This window comes from Streptomyces sp. CA-146814 (assembly GCF_050942385.1).
In the GTDB taxonomy this organism is placed as follows: domain Bacteria; phylum Actinomycetota; class Actinomycetes; order Streptomycetales; family Streptomycetaceae; genus Streptomyces.
In genome coordinates this window covers 1,561,130-1,577,844 of record NZ_CP192068.1, presented here as the reverse complement: position 1 = coordinate 1,577,844, position 16,715 = coordinate 1,561,130, and the positions used below count along the sequence as shown (strand labels likewise).

At 71.0% G+C, this 16,715-nt stretch carries 14 protein-coding genes; 13 read left to right on the top strand and 1 reads right to left on the bottom strand.

Features of this window, described 5'->3' with window-relative positions; all coding sequences use genetic code 11:
- Positions 1–178: 178 nt before the first annotated feature.
- The gene (locus ACQP09_RS06980) at positions 179–727 is read right to left on the bottom strand and encodes a beta-class carbonic anhydrase (RefSeq protein ID WP_433396803.1); all 549 of its coding nucleotides are present in this window, start codon (positions 725–727) and stop codon (positions 179–181) included.
- Between the two features lie 425 nt (positions 728–1,152).
- Between ACQP09_RS06980 and rsmH the strand changes: the two genes are divergently transcribed.
- From rsmH to ACQP09_RS06915, 13 genes are all read left to right on the top strand, one after another.
- The gene (gene rsmH / locus ACQP09_RS06975) at positions 1,153–2,118 is read left to right on the top strand and encodes a 16S rRNA (cytosine(1402)-N(4))-methyltransferase RsmH (RefSeq protein ID WP_433396801.1); all 966 of its coding nucleotides are present in this window, start codon (positions 1,153–1,155) and stop codon (positions 2,116–2,118) included.
- A 19-nt stretch (positions 2,119–2,137) separates the two neighbouring features.
- Positions 2,138–2,743 carry an FtsB family cell division protein gene (locus ACQP09_RS06970; protein ID WP_433396799.1) on the top strand — a complete coding sequence of 202 codons (606 nt, stop codon included), beginning with the start codon at positions 2,138–2,140 and terminating at the stop codon, positions 2,741–2,743.
- Positions 2,744–2,747: 4 nt separating this feature from the next.
- Positions 2,748–4,730: a peptidoglycan D,D-transpeptidase FtsI family protein gene (locus ACQP09_RS06965; protein WP_433396797.1), complete on the top strand. Its 1,983-nt coding sequence runs from the start codon at positions 2,748–2,750 to the stop codon at positions 4,728–4,730.
- A 40-nt stretch (positions 4,731–4,770) separates the two neighbouring features.
- A complete protein-coding gene (locus ACQP09_RS06960) occupies positions 4,771–6,489 on the top strand; it encodes a UDP-N-acetylmuramoyl-L-alanyl-D-glutamate--2,6-diaminopimelate ligase (RefSeq protein ID WP_433396795.1) in 1,719 nt (572 codons plus the stop codon).
- A 4-nt stretch (positions 6,490–6,493) separates the two neighbouring features.
- The gene (locus tag ACQP09_RS06955) at positions 6,494–7,915 is read left to right on the top strand and encodes a UDP-N-acetylmuramoyl-tripeptide--D-alanyl-D-alanine ligase (protein WP_433396793.1); all 1,422 of its coding nucleotides are present in this window, start codon (positions 6,494–6,496) and stop codon (positions 7,913–7,915) included.
- Complete coding sequence (gene mraY / locus ACQP09_RS06950) at positions 7,912–8,982, top strand: phospho-N-acetylmuramoyl-pentapeptide-transferase (RefSeq protein WP_380955654.1); 1,071 nt, start codon at positions 7,912–7,914, stop codon at positions 8,980–8,982. Before ACQP09_RS06955 ends, mraY begins: the two co-directional genes overlap by 4 nt.
- Complete coding sequence (gene murD / locus ACQP09_RS06945) at positions 8,964–10,406, top strand: UDP-N-acetylmuramoyl-L-alanine--D-glutamate ligase (RefSeq protein ID WP_433396791.1); 1,443 nt, start codon at positions 8,964–8,966, stop codon at positions 10,404–10,406. The genes mraY and murD overlap by 19 nt, the downstream gene beginning before the upstream one ends.
- A gap of 61 nt (positions 10,407–10,467) precedes the next feature.
- Complete coding sequence (gene ftsW, locus ACQP09_RS06940; protein WP_404070235.1) at positions 10,468–11,799, top strand: putative lipid II flippase FtsW; 1,332 nt, start codon at positions 10,468–10,470, stop codon at positions 11,797–11,799.
- Positions 11,800–11,805: 6 nt separating this feature from the next.
- Positions 11,806–12,900 (top strand): undecaprenyldiphospho-muramoylpentapeptide beta-N-acetylglucosaminyltransferase, encoded by a 1,095-nt coding sequence (murG, locus tag ACQP09_RS06935; protein ID WP_433396789.1) that lies wholly within the window; start codon positions 11,806–11,808, stop codon positions 12,898–12,900.
- A 49-nt stretch (positions 12,901–12,949) separates the two neighbouring features.
- Positions 12,950–13,744, top strand: a complete 795-nt coding sequence (locus ACQP09_RS06930) for a cell division protein FtsQ/DivIB (RefSeq protein ID WP_433396787.1) — start codon at positions 12,950–12,952, stop codon at positions 13,742–13,744.
- 276 nt (positions 13,745–14,020) lie between these two features.
- On the top strand, positions 14,021–15,244 hold the full coding sequence (gene ftsZ, locus ACQP09_RS06925; RefSeq protein WP_404070231.1) for a cell division protein FtsZ: 1,224 nt from the start codon (positions 14,021–14,023) through the stop codon (positions 15,242–15,244).
- Positions 15,241–15,981 carry a peptidoglycan editing factor PgeF gene (gene pgeF / locus ACQP09_RS06920; protein ID WP_433396785.1) on the top strand — a complete coding sequence of 247 codons (741 nt, stop codon included), beginning with the start codon at positions 15,241–15,243 and terminating at the stop codon, positions 15,979–15,981. Before ftsZ ends, pgeF begins: the two co-directional genes overlap by 4 nt.
- 6 nt (positions 15,982–15,987) lie before the next feature.
- On the top strand, positions 15,988–16,707 hold the full coding sequence (locus tag ACQP09_RS06915) for a YggS family pyridoxal phosphate-dependent enzyme (RefSeq protein ID WP_433396783.1): 720 nt from the start codon (positions 15,988–15,990) through the stop codon (positions 16,705–16,707).
- The last annotated feature ends 8 nt before the right edge of the window (positions 16,708–16,715 follow it).

Genomic DNA, 16,715 nt, shown 5'->3' with positions numbered 1-16,715 from the left:
CGGCGCACTGCCCGCCCGGCCCACCCCGAAATTCGTGACTCTCCTCCGGAAGGCCCGGTGGAGGTCACCCCCGCATTCTTGTTGCCGTTACCGCTTCGTGTCACTCGCCTGTGGATAAGTGGGTGTGATTTGTCAGTCTCTGCCGTGTTTCGGGGGGTGGGCCGGGCGTGCGCGATGTTCAGGAAGCGGGCTTGATCTCGCGGAGCAGACCGGTGGTCACGTCGAAGACGAAACCGCGGATGTCGTCGGTGTGCAGGAGGAACGGCGAGGTACGCACCCGCTGCATCGACTGGCGTACGTCCTGGTCGGCGTCCGTGTACGCCTCGACCGCCCAGACCGGCCGCTGGCCGACCTCGCGCTCCAGGTCCTGCCGGAACTCCTCGGTGATGGCTTCCAGGCCGCAGCCCGTGTGGTGGATGAGGACGATGCTGCGGGTGCCGAGCGCCCGCTGGCTGATGGTGAGCGAGCGGATCACGTCGTCGGTGACGACACCGCCGGCGTTGCGGATGGTGTGGCAGTCGCCGAGTTCGAGACCCAGCGCGGCGTGGAGGTCGAGACGGGCGTCCATGCAGGCGACGATGGCGACCTGGAGGACCGGCTTGGCGTCCATGCCGGGATCGCGGAAGCTCTTCGCGTACGTGGAGTTCGCCTCGACCAGCTGATCGGTGACCTGGCCCCCCTCGCGGACCGTGACGGACTCGGCGGGGGAGTGAGCTGAAGTCGACATGGTGACGACGTTAGCCTTCCCACCTGGCCCGGGTGGGCTGTGAGAGCGGACAAAGAACATCAACGTGTCTTGTTGTGAGCTAACCCACAAGCACCAAGGGACGCGGCCGTTCGGGTGACGTCGCCGCTTCCGGACGGGTGGTGCGACTCGCTGCCCGGTTCGTTGATCGTGCATCGATCGAATGGCAGGGTGGACTAAAGTAACGCGAAGTCACCACCCTGAACCCGTATCACCCACTCCGCACACCCTGCACCTCCTGCATATTCCGTTTTTCCCCCGTGATGTGCGGCGTACGTGCGGCCCGGCCCTCTCCCGCTCCCGGTCGGCCGACGCCCCTTCCCCGGCGCCGGCGGACCTCCCCTTCGGAGCGGGCGGGGACCAGGACGTACGTACCGGCCGCGCGGTACAGAGCCTGAGAGGGCGCATTGAGCCAGACCCGACACGTCCCGGTGATGCTCCAGCGGTGTCTGGACCTGTTGGCCCCGGCTCTCCAGGACCCGGCCCACCCCGAGCCCGTGGTCGTCGACTGCACCCTCGGCCTCGGCGGACACAGCGAGGCGCTCCTCGAAGCCTTCCCCACCGCCCGGCTGATCGCGCTGGACCGGGACAAGGAGGCTCTTCGGCTCTCCGGCGAGCGGCTCGCCCCGTACGGCGACCGCGCCACCCTCGTCCACGCCGTCTACGACGAACTCCCCGACGTCCTTGCCCGACTCGGCACCCCCAAGGTCCAGGGCGTCCTGTTCGACCTCGGCGTCTCCTCCATGCAGCTCGACGAGGCCGACCGCGGCTTCGCGTACGCCCAGGACGCCCCGCTCGACATGCGCATGGACCAGACGACCGGGATCGGCGCCGCCGAGGTGCTCAACACCTATCCGCCCGGCGAACTCGTGCGGATCCTGCGGGCGTACGGCGAGGAGAAGCAGGCCAAGCGGATCGTCTCCGCCGTCGTGCGCGAGCGCGAGAAGGAGCCCTTCAGCAACAGCGCCCGGCTCGTCGAGCTGATCCGCGACTCCCTGCCGCAGGCCGCCAAGCGCACCGGCGGCAACCCCGCCAAGCGGACCTTCCAGGCCCTGCGCATCGAGGTCAACGGCGAGCTGAGCGTGCTGGAGCGGGCCGTTCCGGCGGCCGTGGCGAGCCTCGCCGTCGGCGGCCGGATCGCCGTCCTCTCGTACCACTCGCTGGAGGACCGGCTGGTCAAGCAGGTGTTCGCGGCCGGCGCCGCCAACACCGCGCCGCCCGGCCTACCCGTCGTCCCCGAGCGCTACCAGCCCCGCCTGAAGCTCCTCACCCGGGGCGCCGAGCTGCCCACCGAGGAAGAGGTCGCCGAGAACCGCCGTGCCGCCCCCGCCCGGCTGCGCGGCGCCCAGCGCATCCGGGAGGACGAGCGATGAGCACCACGGGGGGCGCGCGGTGAGCAGGCCGGCCGCACCGCTGATGGGGCGGGCCGGACGGCTCGCCCGGCTGATGCCGTCCGCGTCCCCCAGCAGCGCGGCCCGCACGCCCTTCGTGCTCCTGGTCGTGCTCCTCCTGGGCGGCGGGCTCATCACCCTGCTCCTGCTGAACTCGGCGCTCAACGAAGGATCGTTCAGGCTCAGCGAGCTCAAGCGGGACACCACCGAGCTCACCGACGAGCAGCAGGCCCTCCAGCGCGACGTCGACAGCTACTCCCAGCCCGACGCCCTCGAGCGCCGAGCCCGGGAGCTGGGCATGGTCCCCGGCGGCAGTCCCGCCTTCCTGAACCCGGACGGCACGGTCCGCGGAGTCCCCACCGAGGCCACCGCCCCACCGCCCCCGCCCAGCCCCACCCCGAGCCCGGAGCCGGCCCCCGAGGACGGCGTGCCGGCCGACGCGGCGGACGCCGAGGAACCCGCGGCCACGCCCTCCGCCTCCGCGAGCCCTTCACCGGCCGCATCCGCGGCCCCCCAGGCGCAGAGCGCCCCGGCAGAGCCCGAGGCCCAGCCCGGCACCGCCCCCGCCACAGAGAACACCCCGCCCCCGACCACCCCCGGCAGGTGACGCAGTGCCGCCCAAGGAACCGCCGCGCCGCCGCGTACCCGGCCCGGCGCGCCCCCGTAACGGGGCCAACGGCCGCTCCGGCGCACGCCCCCCGGCCCGCGCCCCCCGCCCCGCCCCACGGCGCACCACCGCACGCGGGCGCGCGCCCCGCACCCTGCGCCTCGGCTCCCCGCGCCCCCGGCTCCGGCTGGTCAGCCTCGGGCTGACGCTGGTCATGCTGCTCTTCGTGGTCCGGCTGCTCCAGGTCCAGGCCGTCGACGCCACCGCGTACGCGGCCAAGGCCGAGAAGAACCGCTACCTGGAGTACACGGTGGCCGCCGAGCGCGGGGAGATCACCGACCGCCGCGGTGTCGCGCTGGCCACCAGCGTGGACGCGCACAACATCACGGCCGACCCGAAGATGTTCACGCCCGAGGACAGCAAGGCCCCGGACGCGCCCCAGCAGGCCGCAGCCCTGCTCGCCCCGATCCTCGGCAAGGACGTCGACGAGCTGGTCAAGAAGCTCTCGGCCCCCAAGAGCCGCTACACCGTGCTCGCGTACCGCCAGACCCCCCAGGTCTGGAAGCAGATCAAGGACCTCAAGGCGGTCTTCGCGGAGAAGGCCCTGGAGGACGAGCGCAACGGCGGTACGGGCGCCAACGTGCTGGCCGGCGTCCTCCAGGAGCCGACCACCAAGCGGGTCTATCCCAACGGTGGCCTCGCCGCCGGGATACTGGGATTCGTCAGCGCCGACGGCAAGGGCGGCGGCGGGCTCGAATCGCAGCTGGACAAGGAGCTGGCGGGCGAGGACGGGAAGATCCGCTACGCCCAGTCCGGCGGCCGCCGCGTCCCGACCGCCGGCGGCAGCGAGGACCCGGCCGTGCCCGGCTCCGACATCGAGCTGACCATCGACCGCGACATCCAGTGGGCCGCGCAGAAGGCCATCAGCGACCAGGTAGCCGCGTCCAAGGCCGACCGCGGCTACGTCATCGTGCAGAACACCCGGACCGGCGAGCTGCTGGCCATGGCCAACGCGCCCGGCTACGACCCCAACGACCTCTCCCAGGCCACCTCGGCCTCCCTCGGCAACGCGGCCCTCCAGGACGTGTACGAGCCCGGCTCCACCAGCAAGGTCATGTCGATCGCCGCCGTGCTGGAGGAAGGTGCCGCCACGCCCGGCACCCATGTCACCGTCCCCAACCGGCTGCACCGCGGCGACCGGCTCTTCAAGGACGACGTCGACCACCCCACCTGGTACCTCACGCTCAACGGGGTCCTCGCCAAGTCCAGCAACATCGGCACCATCCTGGCGACCGGTCAGCTCGGCAAGACCCAGGCCGAGTCGAACCAGGTGCTCTACGACTACCTGCGGAAGTTCGGCCTCGGCAAGAAGACCGGGCTCGGCTACCCCGGCGAGTCACCCGGCCTCCTCGCGCACCCGAAGGACTGGTCGACCTCGCAGCAGTACACGATCCCCTTCGGCCAGGGCCTCTCCATCAACGCCGTCCAGGCCGCCTCGGTCTACTCCACGGTCGCCAACGGAGGCGTACGCGTCGCTCCCACGCTCGTCCGCGGCACCAAGGGCGCCGACGGCCGCTTCACCGCCGCCGACGCTCCCGAGGAGACCCGGGTGGTCAGCGAGAAGACCGCCAAGACCCTGGCGGCCATGCTGGAATCCGTCGTCGACGACCAGGAGGGCACCGGCACCAAGGCCGCCATCCCCGGCTACCGGGTCGCGGGCAAGACGGGCACCGCCAACCGGGTCGACCCGGTCCGCGGCGTCTACAAGGGGTACACCGCCTCCTTCGCCGGCTTCGCACCGGCCGACGATCCGCAGATCACCGTCTACTGCGCGATCCAGAACCCCACCAAGGGAAGCTACTTCGGCGGCCAGATCTGCGGCCCGATCTACAAGCAGGTCATGGAGTTCGCGCTCAAGACGCTCCAGACCCCACCGTCCGGCAGCAAGCCGCCCCGGCTGCCGGTGTCCTTCAAACCCGGCGAGTGAACACGGGGATGCGCGAGCATCTCCGCCAAGGGAACCCTCAGTGACAACCATCACCCCCGATCCCGGGAACCGGAACGAGAACTTCCCGGCACCCGGTCCCTCGCTTCGCGAGAGCCCGCACCGGCCCGGTACGCTCACCGCCGTGCCCCACGCTGATCAGTCCCAAACCTCTCAGAAGGACGCGCCTGTGACCTACCCGGGAGCGCCCCGACCGGACCGGCTCCGGCCCACCCCCCTCGGCGAGCTGGCCGACCGGCTCGGCGTCGAGACCGCCGGGAGCGGTGACGTCACCGGCATCACGCACGACTCACGGGCCGTGCGACCCGGAGACGTGTACGCGGCCCTGCCCGGCGCCCGTATGCACGGCGCCGACTTCGCCGCCCAGGCCGCGGGCCTCGGTGCCGTCGCCGTCCTCACCGACCCGACGGGCGCCGAACGCGCCGCCGCCACCGGCCTGCCGGTCCTGGTCGCCGAGGACCCACGCGGCGTCATGGGCGAGCTGGCCGCCGACATCTACGGGCGGCCCGGCATCGGCCTCCTCCAGATCGGCATCACCGGAACCTCCGGCAAGACCACCACCGCGTACCTGGTCGAAGGCGGACTGCGCGCCGCGGGCCGGCCCACCGGGCTCATCGGCACCGTCGAGATGCGCATCGGCGACGAGCGCATCAAGTCCGAGCGCACCACCCCCGAAGCCACCGACCTCCAGGCCCTGTTCGCCGTCATGCGCGAACGCGGCGTCGAGGCCGTCGCGATGGAGGTCTCCAGCCACGCCCTCGTGCTCGGCCGGGTCGACGGCTGCGTCTTCGACGTCGCCGTCTTCAACAACCTCAGCCCGGAGCACATGGAGTTCCACTCCGGCATGGAGGACTACTTCCAGGCCAAGGCGCAGCTCTTCACCCCCGAGCGCAGCCACCGCGGCGTCGTGAACTTCGACGACGAGTACGGCCGCCGGCTCATCACCGAGTCCGGCGTCCCCGTCACCACCTTCTCCACCGAGGGCCACCCGGACGCCGACTGGCACGCCGAGGACGTCCAGGTCGGCCCGCAGGACAGCACCTTCACCGCCGTCGGCCCCAAGGGCGAGCGGATCGCCGCCCGCGCCCCGCTGCCCGGCCCGTTCAACGTCGCCAACACCCTCGCCGCGATCGTCACCCTGGCCGTCGCGGGCGTCGACCCGCAGACCGCCGCCGACGGCATCTCCGCCGTCCCCGGCGTCCCGGGCCGGCTGGAGCGGGTGGACGCCGGACAGCCGTACCTCGCCGTCGTCGACTACGCGCACAAGACCGACGCCGTCGAGTCCGTGCTCCGCTCCCTGCAGAAGGTCACCGAGGGCCGGGTGCACATCGTCCTCGGCTGCGGCGGCGACCGCGACACCACCAAGCGCGGCCCGATGGGCGCCGCCGCGGCCCGCCTCGCCCACACCGCCGTACTGACCTCCGACAACCCCCGCTCCGAGGACCCGCTCGCGATCCTCGCCGCGATGCTCTCCGGCGCCGCCGAGGTCCCCGTCCACGAACGCGGCGACGTCCTGGTCGACGCCGACCGGGCCTCGGCCATCGCCGCCGCCGTCGCGCGCGCCGAGCCGGGCGACACCGTCCTCGTCGCGGGCAAGGGCCACGAGCAGGGCCAGGACATCCACGGGGTCGTACGCCCCTTCGACGACCGCAAGGTCCTGCACGACGCCATCGAGCGGTCGCTGGGGCGCACCGGCGCCGCCGACCGTGCCCCGCACCACGAGAACAACAGTCAGGGATGACCAAGTGATCACCCTTTCCCTCGCCGAGATCGCGGACATCGTCGGCGGGCAGCCGCACGACATACCGGATCCGGCAGTCACCGTCACCGGCCCCGTCGTCATCGACTCCCGCGAGGTCGGACCCGGCAGCCTGTTCGCCGCCTTCGCCGGCGAGCGCGTGGACGGTCACGACTACGCGCAGCGCGCCGTCGAGGCGGGCGCGGCAGCCGTCCTGGCCGCCCGTCCCGTCGGCGTTCCGGCGATCGTCGTGGACGACGTCGTCGGCGCGCTCGGCGCGCTCGCCCGTACCGTCGTCGAACGCCTCGGCACCACCGTCGTCGCGCTCACCGGCTCCGCGGGCAAGACGTCCACCAAGGACCTGATCGCGCAGCTCCTCCAGCGCCACGGCCCGACCGTCTGGACGCCCGGCTCCCTCAACAACGAGATCGGCCTGCCGATCACGGCCCTGAGCGCCACCTCCGAGACCCAGCACCTGGTCCTGGAGATGGGCGCCCGCGGCATCGGGCACATCCGCTACCTCGCCGAGCTCACCCCGCCCCGCATCGGCCTGGTCCTCAACGTCGGCTCCGCCCACCTCGGGGAGTTCGGCAGCCGCGAGGCGATCGCCCAGGCCAAGGGCGAGCTGGTCGAGGCGCTCCCCGAGGACGGCTGCGCCGTACTCAACGCCGACGACCCTCTCGTACGCGCGATGGCTTCGCGCACCAAGGCCCGCGTCCTGCTCTTCGGAGAAGCCCCGGAAGCGGACGTACGGGGCGAGAAGGTCCGGATGACCGCCGACGGGCGGCCCGCGTTCGAGCTCCACACACCCACCGGGTGCAGCGACGTGACCTTGCGCCTGTACGGTGAGCACCACGTGTCGAACGCGCTCGCCGCGGCCGCCGTCGCCCATGAGTTGGGCATGTCCGTGACCGAGATCGCCGATGCGCTCTCGGAGGCGGGCACCCTCTCCCGCTGGCGCATGGAGGTCACCGAGCGCGGGGACGGTGTGACGGTTGTCAACGACGCCTACAACGCGAACCCCGAATCCATGAGAGCCGCACTGCGTGCGCTGGCTGCCATGGGCCAGGCCCGAGCGGCCGACGGGGGGCGCACCTGGGCGGTGCTCGGTCAGATGGCCGAGCTCGGTGACGCGTCGCTCGCCGAGCACGACGCGGTCGGACGGCTCGCCGTCCGGCTCAACGTCAGCAAGCTCGTCGCTGTCGGGGGGAGAGAAGCCTCCTGGCTGCAACTGGGCGCATATAACGAGGGTTCGTGGGGTGAGGAGTCGGTGCACGTGTCCGACGCACAGGCGGCCGTCGACCTGTTGCGCAGTGAACTGCGCCCGGGAGACGTCGTGCTGGTGAAGGCGTCCCGGTCGGTCGGCCTGGAGAAGGTCGCCCAGGCACTGCTGGAGAACTCGACCGAGGGCGAGGTCGCCGGCCGATGAGGCAGATCCTCTTCGCGGGGGCCATCGGGCTCTTCCTGACCCTGGTCGGTACCCCGCTGCTGATCAAGCTGCTGGCCCGCAAGGGATACGGGCAGTTCATCCGGGACGACGGCCCGCGCACCCACGGCAGCAAGAAGGGCACGCCCACGATGGGCGGCATCGCCTTCATCCTGGCGACGATCATCGCGTACGTCCTGGCGAAGGTGATCACCGGCGAGGACATCCGGTACTCCGGCATCCTCGTGCTGTTCCTGATGGCCGGGATGGGCCTCGTCGGCTTCCTCGACGACTACATCAAGATCGTCAAGCAGCGTTCGCTGGGTCTGCGGGCCAAGGCGAAGATGGCCGGCCAGCTGATCGTCGGCATCGCCTTCGCGGTGCTCTCGCTCCAGTTCGCGGACTCCCGGGGCAACACCCCCGCCTCCACCCGGCTCTCCTTCGTGGAGGACTTCGGCTGGTCGATCGGCCCGGTGCTCTTCTGCGTCTGGGCGCTGTTCATGATCCTCGCCATGTCCAACGGCGTGAACCTGACGGACGGCCTGGACGGACTGGCCACCGGCGCCTCGGTGATGGTCTTCGGCGCCTACACCTTCATCGGCCTCTGGCAGTTCCAGGAGTCCTGCGCCTTCGCGGACAACCTGACCAACCCCAGCGCCTGTTTCGAGGTACGGGACCCACTCGACCTCGCCGTCGTCGCCTCCGCCCTCATGGGCGCCTGCTTCGGCTTCCTGTGGTGGAACACCTCGCCCGCCAAGATCTTCATGGGCGACACCGGCTCCCTCGCCCTCGGCGGCGCCCTCGCGGGCCTCGCGATCCTGTCCCGCACCGAGTTCCTGCTCGCCATCCTCGGCGGCCTCTTCGTGATGATCACCATGTCCGTGGTCATCCAGGTCGGCTCGTTCAAGATGACCGGCAAGCGGGTCTTCCGGATGGCACCGCTCCAGCACCACTTCGAACTCAAGGGGTGGTCCGAAGTCCTGGTCGTGGTCCGCTTCTGGATCATCCAGGGCATGTGCGTGATCGTCGGCCTCGGCCTCTTCTACGCGGGATGGGCAGCCAAGAAGTGAGCACCGTGGACTGGCAGGGCAAGCACGTCACCGTCGCCGGACTCGGCGTCAGCGGCATCCCCGCGGCCCGCGCCCTGCACGAGCGCGGAGCGGTCGTCACCGTCGTCAACGACGGCGACGACGAGCGCGCCCGCGCGCAGGCCGCCGAACTGGAGGCGCTCGGCATCACCGTGCGCCTCGGCGACGGCGCCACCCTGCCGCCGTCCACGGAACTCGTCGTCACCGCCCCCGGCTGGCAGCCGGACAAGCCGCTCTTCCTGGCTGCCGCCGAGGCGGGCGTCGACATCTGGGGCGATGTCGAACTCGCCTGGCGGCTGCGCGGGACGAACGGCCGCAAGGCCGCGCCCTGGCTCGCCGTCACCGGCACCAACGGCAAGACCACCACCGTACGGATGCTGGCCTCGATCCTTCAGGCCGCGGGCCTGCGCACGGCCGCGGTCGGCAACATCGGCGTCTCGCTGCTGGACGCGGTGCTCGGCGAGCAGGAGTACGACGTCCTCGCCGTCGAACTCTCCAGCTACCAGCTGCACTGGGCACCCTCCCTGCGCGCCCACTCCGCCGCCGTCCTCAACCTGGCGCCGGACCACCTCGACTGGCACGGCTCGATGGAGGCGTACGCGGCCGACAAGGGCCGGATCTACGAGGGCAACACGGTGGCCTGCGTCTACAACGCGACCGACCCCGCCACCGAGGACCTCGTCCGCGAGGCCGACGTCGAAGAAGGCTGCCGCGCCATCGGCTTCACCCTCGGCACCCCCGGCCCCTCGCAGCTCGGCGTGGTCGACGGCATCCTCGTCGACCGGGCCTTCGTGGCCAACCGCCAGAAGCAGGCCCAGGAGCTCGCCGAGGTCTCCGACGTCAACCCGCCGGCCCCGCACAACATCGCCAACGCGCTCGCCGCCGCCGCCCTCGCCCGCGCCTTCGGCGTGGAACCGGCCGCCGTCCGCGACGGGCTGCGCACCTTCCGCCCCGACGCCCACCGCATCGAACACGTCGCGGACATCGCCGAAGTCGCGTACGTCGACGACTCCAAGGCCACCAACACCCACGCCACCGAGGCCTCGCTCGCCGCCTACGACTCCATCGTCTGGATCGCCGGCGGCCTCGCCAAGGGCGCCACCTTCGACGAGCTGGTCACCGGCGCGGCGAAGCGGCTGCGCGGGGTCGTCCTGATGGGCGCCGACCGCGCGCTGATCCACGAAGCCCTGACGCGACACGCCCCCGAAGTCCCGGTGGTCGACCTCGACCGCACCGACACTGGGGCCATGTCCGAGGCGGTCGAACAGGCCGCACGGCTCGCGCGGCCGGGCGATACGGTACTGCTGGCCCCGGCCTGCGCCTCGATGGACATGTTCACCAACTACATCAAGCGGGGCGAGGCCTTCGCGGACGCGGTCCGCGAACGCGCCGAGAAGAGCGCCTGACCGACCGGGCTCCGCGCCGGGGCCGCGCCCTGGGGCACGAGCAGTGGAGGGGACAGCGACAATGCCGGCCGAGAAGAGCTCCGCCGTACGCAGCCGCCGGCCGGCGCCGCCCCGTGGCGCGGGACGCGGCTCCCCGGCACCCAGGACCCCGCGCGGCAGCGGGGTCCGGCGCCTCTACGAGCAGGCACGCCGGGCCTGGGACCGCCCTCTGACCGCCTACTACGTGATCCTCGGCTCCAGCCTCCTGATCACCGTGCTGGGCCTGGTGATGGTCTACTCCGCCTCGATGATCAAGGCGTTGAGCATCGACAAGTCGTCGACGTACTTCTTCGGCAAGCAGTTCGTCGCCGCCGTCATCGGCGGCGCGCTGATGATGGTCGCCTCCCGGATGCCGGTGAAGCTCCACCGCGGCCTGGCCTACCCCATGCTCATGGTCACCGTCTTCCTGATGGTCCTGGTCCAGGTGCCGGGGATAGGGATGTCGGTCAACGGCAACCAGAACTGGCTCTATCTCGGCGGCCCGTTCCAGGTCCAGCCCAGCGAGTTCGGCAAGCTCGCCCTCATCCTGTGGGGCGCCGACCTGCTCGCCCGCAAGCAGGACAAGCGGTTGCTGACGCAGTGGAAGCACATGCTCGTCCCGCTCGTCCCGGTCGCCTTCATGCTCCTCGGACTGATCATGCTCGGCGGTGACATGGGCACCGCGATCATCCTCACGGCCATCCTCTTCGGCCTGCTCTGGCTGGCCGGAGCCCCCACCCGGCTCTTCGCCGGAGTCCTCGGATTCGCCGCCGCCATGGCGTTCCTGCTGATCTGGACCAGCCCCAACCGGATGTCCCGGCTCTCCTGCATGGGCATCATCGGCGAACCCGACCCGGACGACGGCTGCTGGCAGGCCGCCCACGGAATCTACGCTCTGGCCTCCGGCGGATGGTTCGGTTCCGGGCTGGGTGCGAGTGTGGAAAAATGGGGCCAACTCCCGGAACCCCACACCGACTTCATCTTCGCGATCACCGGTGAGGAACTGGGTCTGGCGGGGACGCTGTCCGTGCTCGCCCTCTTCGCGGCTCTAGGCTATGCGGGTATCCGCGTGGCCGGACGCACGGAGGACCCCTTCGTCAGGTATGCCGCGGGAGGCGTGACCACCTGGATCATGGCCCAGGCCGTGATCAACATCGGTGCGGTGCTCGGCCTGTTGCCGATCGCCGGTGTCCCGCTCCCGCTGTTCTCCTACGGAGGATCCGCCCTGCTGCCGACGATGTTCGCGGTCGGGCTCATGATCGCCTTCGCGCGGAACGATCCCGCCGCGAAGGCGGCCCTGGCCATGCGGAGGCCCGGGGTGAGATGGAAGACGATGAGACGGCGCGTCACGAAGCGTCCGTCCGGAGAGCGGTGAATTTCGGTGCATGTCGTACTCGCCGGCGGGGGGACCGCCGGACACATCGAGCCCGCGCTTGCCCTCGCAGACGCCCTGCGCAGGCAGGACCCGACCGTGGGAATCACGGCCCTCGGCACGGAACGCGGCCTGGAGACCAGGCTCGTACCCGAGCGGGGGTACGAGCTGGCGCTCATCCCGGCCGTACCGCTGCCGCGTAAGCCCACGCCCGAGCTGATCACCGTCCCGGGCCGGCTGCGCGGCACCATCAAGGCCGCCGAGCAGATCCTGGAACGCACCAAGGCGGACTGCGTGGTCGGCTTCGGCGGTTACGTCGCGCTGCCCGGCTACCTCGCCGCCAAGCGCGTCGGCGTGCCGATCGTCGTCCACGAGGCCAACGCCCGCCCGGGCCTCGCCAACAAGATCGGCTCGCGGTACGCCCACGGGGTCGCCGTCTCCACGCCGGACAGCAAGCTGCGCGGCGCCCGCTACATCGGCATCCCGCTGCGCCGCACCATCGCCACCCTGGACCGCGCCCGGGTCCGCCCGGAGGCCCGCGCCTCCTTCGGCCTCGACCCCAACCTGCCCACGCTGCTGGTCTCCGGCGGCTCGCAGGGCGCCCGCCACCTCAACGAGGTGGTCCAGCGGGTCGCGCCACTGCTCCAGCGCTCCGGGATCCAGATCCTCCATGTGGTCGGCCCGAAGAACGAATTGCCGCAGATCGACAACATGCCCGGGATGCCGCCGTACATCCCGGTACCGTACGTGGACCGGATGGACCTCGCGTACGCCGCGGCCGACATGATGCTCTGCCGCGCGGGCGCGATGACCGTCGCCGAACTCTCCGCCGTCGGGCTCCCCGCCGCCTACGTCCCGCTGCCCATCGGCAACGGCGAACAGCGGCTCAACGCCCAGCCGGTGGTCAACGCCGGCGGCGGCCTGCTGGTGGACGACGCGGCGCTGACGCCCGAGTGGGTGCAGGGCAACGTGCTGCCGGTGCTGTCGGACCCCCACCGGCTGTACGAAATGTCCCGTGCCGCGGCCGAGTTCGGCCGGCGCGACGCCGACGACCTGCTCGTCGGCATGGTGTACGAAGCGATTGCCTCCCGCCGCCAGGCGTGAGGCGGTGCGGACCCGGGGCGGGCGCCCCGGGTCCGGCGAAGGAGCGAGCGTGGCCGGACCGACGACCGCCCAGCGCGGCGCAACGGGACGGGCGGACACCACCGCCCGCCCGCCGCACATCGGCCCCGAGGGGCGCCGGCTCAGCCGCCGTACGCTCCTGATCCTCATCGGCGTCGCGGCGGCCCTGCTCACCGCGTTCGTCATCTGGGCGCTGTACGGCTCCTCCTGGCTGCGCGTCGAACGCGTCTCCACCACCGGTGTCGAGGCGCTGACCCGCGAAGAGGTGGAAGCCGTCGCCGCCGTGCCGCTCGGGGCCCCGCTGATCTCCGTGGACACCGGCGCGATGGAAGGCCGGTTGCTCCAGAAGTTGCCACGTATCGACTCCGTGGATGTCGTGCGGTCCTGGCCGGACCGCATCAGCCTTAAGGTGACGGAACGCAAGCCGGTCCTTCTGGTGGAAAAGGGCGCGAAGTTCGTCGAAGTCGACGGAACAGGCTTCCATTTCGCCACGGTGGACCGGGCACCCAAGGGTGTACCGCTGCTGGAGCTGAAGCCGGAACGGTCCGCGAGTCTGCGCAGGTTCGGCAGTGACGGTCTGTCGGCGGAAGCCGTCCTGGTCGCGGGCGAGCTGCCGAAGCGTCTCGCGAAGGAGGTCGAGGCGGTGCGGATCACCTCGTACGACGGGATCTCCTTGCGGCTCACCCGTGGCCGGACGGTGATCTGGGGCAGTAGTGAGGACGGGCCGGTGAAGGCGGATGTTCTCACCGCTCTCATGAAGGCGGAGCCCAAAGCGGGACAGTTCGACGTGAGTGCCCCCAGCGCCCCTGCGGTATCGGGGAGTTGACGTGCATTTGTGCTGGCCAGCCCCCTGGTTGGTCAGCGCTACGGGTGATCACATAGGGTGAAAAGAAAAACGGGAGGTTCGGCGTGTTCGTTGAACGTGCGCCACTTGTCGACTTAGTGTCCTGTTCGGAAGAGTCCAGGAAGCAGACACACTGGTAACCCTAAACTTGAACGTTAGGGTTTGGGTCGGCGTTCGGACCGTCCCCATCGACATCAGTCGTCGCCGCGGATCACCCGCAGAGCGACGACACGTAACTCGAGGCGAGAGGCCTTCGACGTGGCAGCACCGCAGAACTACCTCGCAGTCATCAAGGTCATCGGTGTCGGCGGCGGTGGTGTCAATGCCATCAACCGAATGATCGAGGTCGGTCTCAAGGGCGTCGAGTTCATCGCGATCAACACGGACGCACAGGCCCTGTTGATGAGCGACGCCGACGTCAAGCTCGACGTCGGCCGCGAACTCACCCGGGGCCTCGGCGCCGGGGCGAACCCGGCCGTCGGTCGTAAGGCGGCAGAGGACCACCGTGAGGAGATCGAGGAGGTCCTCAAGGGGGCCGACATGGTCTTCGTCACCGCCGGAGAAGGCGGCGGCACCGGCACCGGCGGCGCACCCGTCGTCGCCAACATCGCGCGCTCGCTCGGCGCCCTGACGATCGGTGTGGTCACCCGCCCGTTCACCTTCGAGGGCCGGCGACGCGCGAACCAGGCGGAGGACGGCATCGCCGAGCTCCGCGAAGAGGTCGACACCCTCATCGTCATCCCCAACGACCGCCTGCTGTCCATCTCGGACCGCCAGGTCAGCGTGCTCGACGCCTTCAAGTCGGCCGACCAGGTCCTGCTCTCGGGTGTCCAGGGCATCACCGACCTGATCACCACGCCGGGCCTGATCAACCTCGACTTCGCCGACGTCAAGTCGGTCATGTCCGAGGCCGGATCGGCGCTCATGGGCATCGGCTCGGCGCGCGGCGACGACCGCGCGGTCGCCGCGGCGGAGATGGCGATCTCCTCGCCGCTCCTGGAGGCGTCCATCGACGGCGCCCGCGGTGTCCTGCTCTCCATCTCCGGCGGCAGCGACCTCGGTCTCTTCGAGATCAACGAGGCCGCCCAGCTGGTGAGCGAGGCGGCGCACCCGGAGGCCAACATCATCTTCGGCGCCGTCATCGACGACGCCCTCGGCGACGAGGTCCGGGTCACCGTGATCGCGGCGGGCTTCGACGGCGGACAGCCGCCGGCCCGGCGCGAGAGCACCCTCGGCGCCAACACGAACAAGAGGGAGGAGCCGGCCGCCCCGGCCAGGTCCTCCGCCGAGCCCGCGCGTCCGTCGGGCGGACTCGGTTCCGTACCTCCGCGCGAGGAGAGCCCGGCTCCGGCCGAGCCCGCCCCCGCGTCGGCTTCGAGCGAGAGCCCGCTGTCGCCGGTCTCTCCGCCGCACGTCCCGCCGGCCCGTCCCTACCAGGACACCCAGGCCGAAGAGCTGGACGTACCGGACTTCTTGAAGTGATAGGTCAGGACCGGGCGGAACCCGTCACGGGCAGCGCTCACTTCGCCTTCACCGACCGGTGGGGCGGAGTGAGCGCCGCTCCGTACGGTGAGCTCAACCTCGGCGGCGCGGTCGGTGACGACCCCGCCGCCGTCGGCGCGAACCGCGAGCGCGCGGCCCGTCGGCTCGGCCTCGACCCGGCCTCGGTCGTCTGGATGAACCAGGTGCACGGCCGGGACGTGGCGGTGGTCGACGGGCCCTGGGGCGCGGAGGCGGAGATCCCGGCCGTGGACGCGGTGGTGACCACGCGGCGCGGACTGGCGCTCGCGGTCCTCACCGCCGACTGCACCCCGGTCCTCCTCGTCGACCCGGTCGCCGGAGTCGTCGGGGCGGCGCACGCCGGGCGGCCGGGGCTGGTCGCCGGAGTCGTCCCCGCGGTGGTCGCGGCGATGACCGCGCGGGGCGCACACCCGTCCCGGATCACCGCGCACACCGGACCGGCCGTCTGCGGACGGTGTTACGAAGTGCCCGAGGAGATGCGGGCCGAGGTCGCCGAAGCCGTCCCCGGCACCTGGTCCGAGACCAGCTGGGGGACGCCGGCGGTCGACGTCACCGGCGGAGTCCACGCCCAGCTCGCCGCTCTCGGCGTGAGCGACCTGCACCGTTCGCCGGTCTGCACCCGTGAATCGGGCGATCACTTCTCGTACCGCCGCGACCGCACCACCGGGCGGCTCGCCGGATATGTCTGGTTGGACTGATAGGGCATGACGGACCGTAAGGCTCAACTCGCGGCGAATCTGGCGCAGGTGGAGGAAAGGATCACCTCCGCCTGTGCGGCGGCCGGCCGCAGGCGCGAGGACGTGACCCTGATCGTGGTCACCAAGACCTACCCCGCGAGCGACGTCCGCATGCTGCATGAACTGGGTGTGCGCCATGTCGCGGAGAATCGTGACCAGGACGCGGCACCGAAAGCCACCGCTTGTGCGGATCTTTCCCTGACATGGCACTTTGTCGGACAATTGCAGACGAACAAGGTTCGTTCTGTGACGAGATATGCCGATGTCGTGCAGTCGGTCGACCGGATCAAGCTCGTCACCGCCCTCTCGTCCGCCGCGGTCCGCGCGGAGCGCGAGCTCGGCTGTCTGATCCAGGTCGCCCTGGACGCGGAGAGCGGCGAGCGCGGTGAGCGCGGCGGGGTCGCGCCGGACGGCATCGAGGAGTTGGCGGCCGCGGTCGACGCGGCGGAGGGTCTGCGGCTGGACGGTCTGATGACCGTGGCGCCGCTGGCCGGACCGTTTGCCGGCAGGCAACGGGCCGCGTTCGACCGGCTGATGGAAATCGCCACCCGCCTGCGCGCCGGTCATCCGGCTGCCACCATGGTCTCCGCAGGTATGAGTGCGGACCTGGAGGACGCGGTGGCGGCCGGAGCGACACATGTACGCGTCGGTACGGCGGTACTCGGAGTCCGACCCGGGCTCGGGTAACGTCGCGA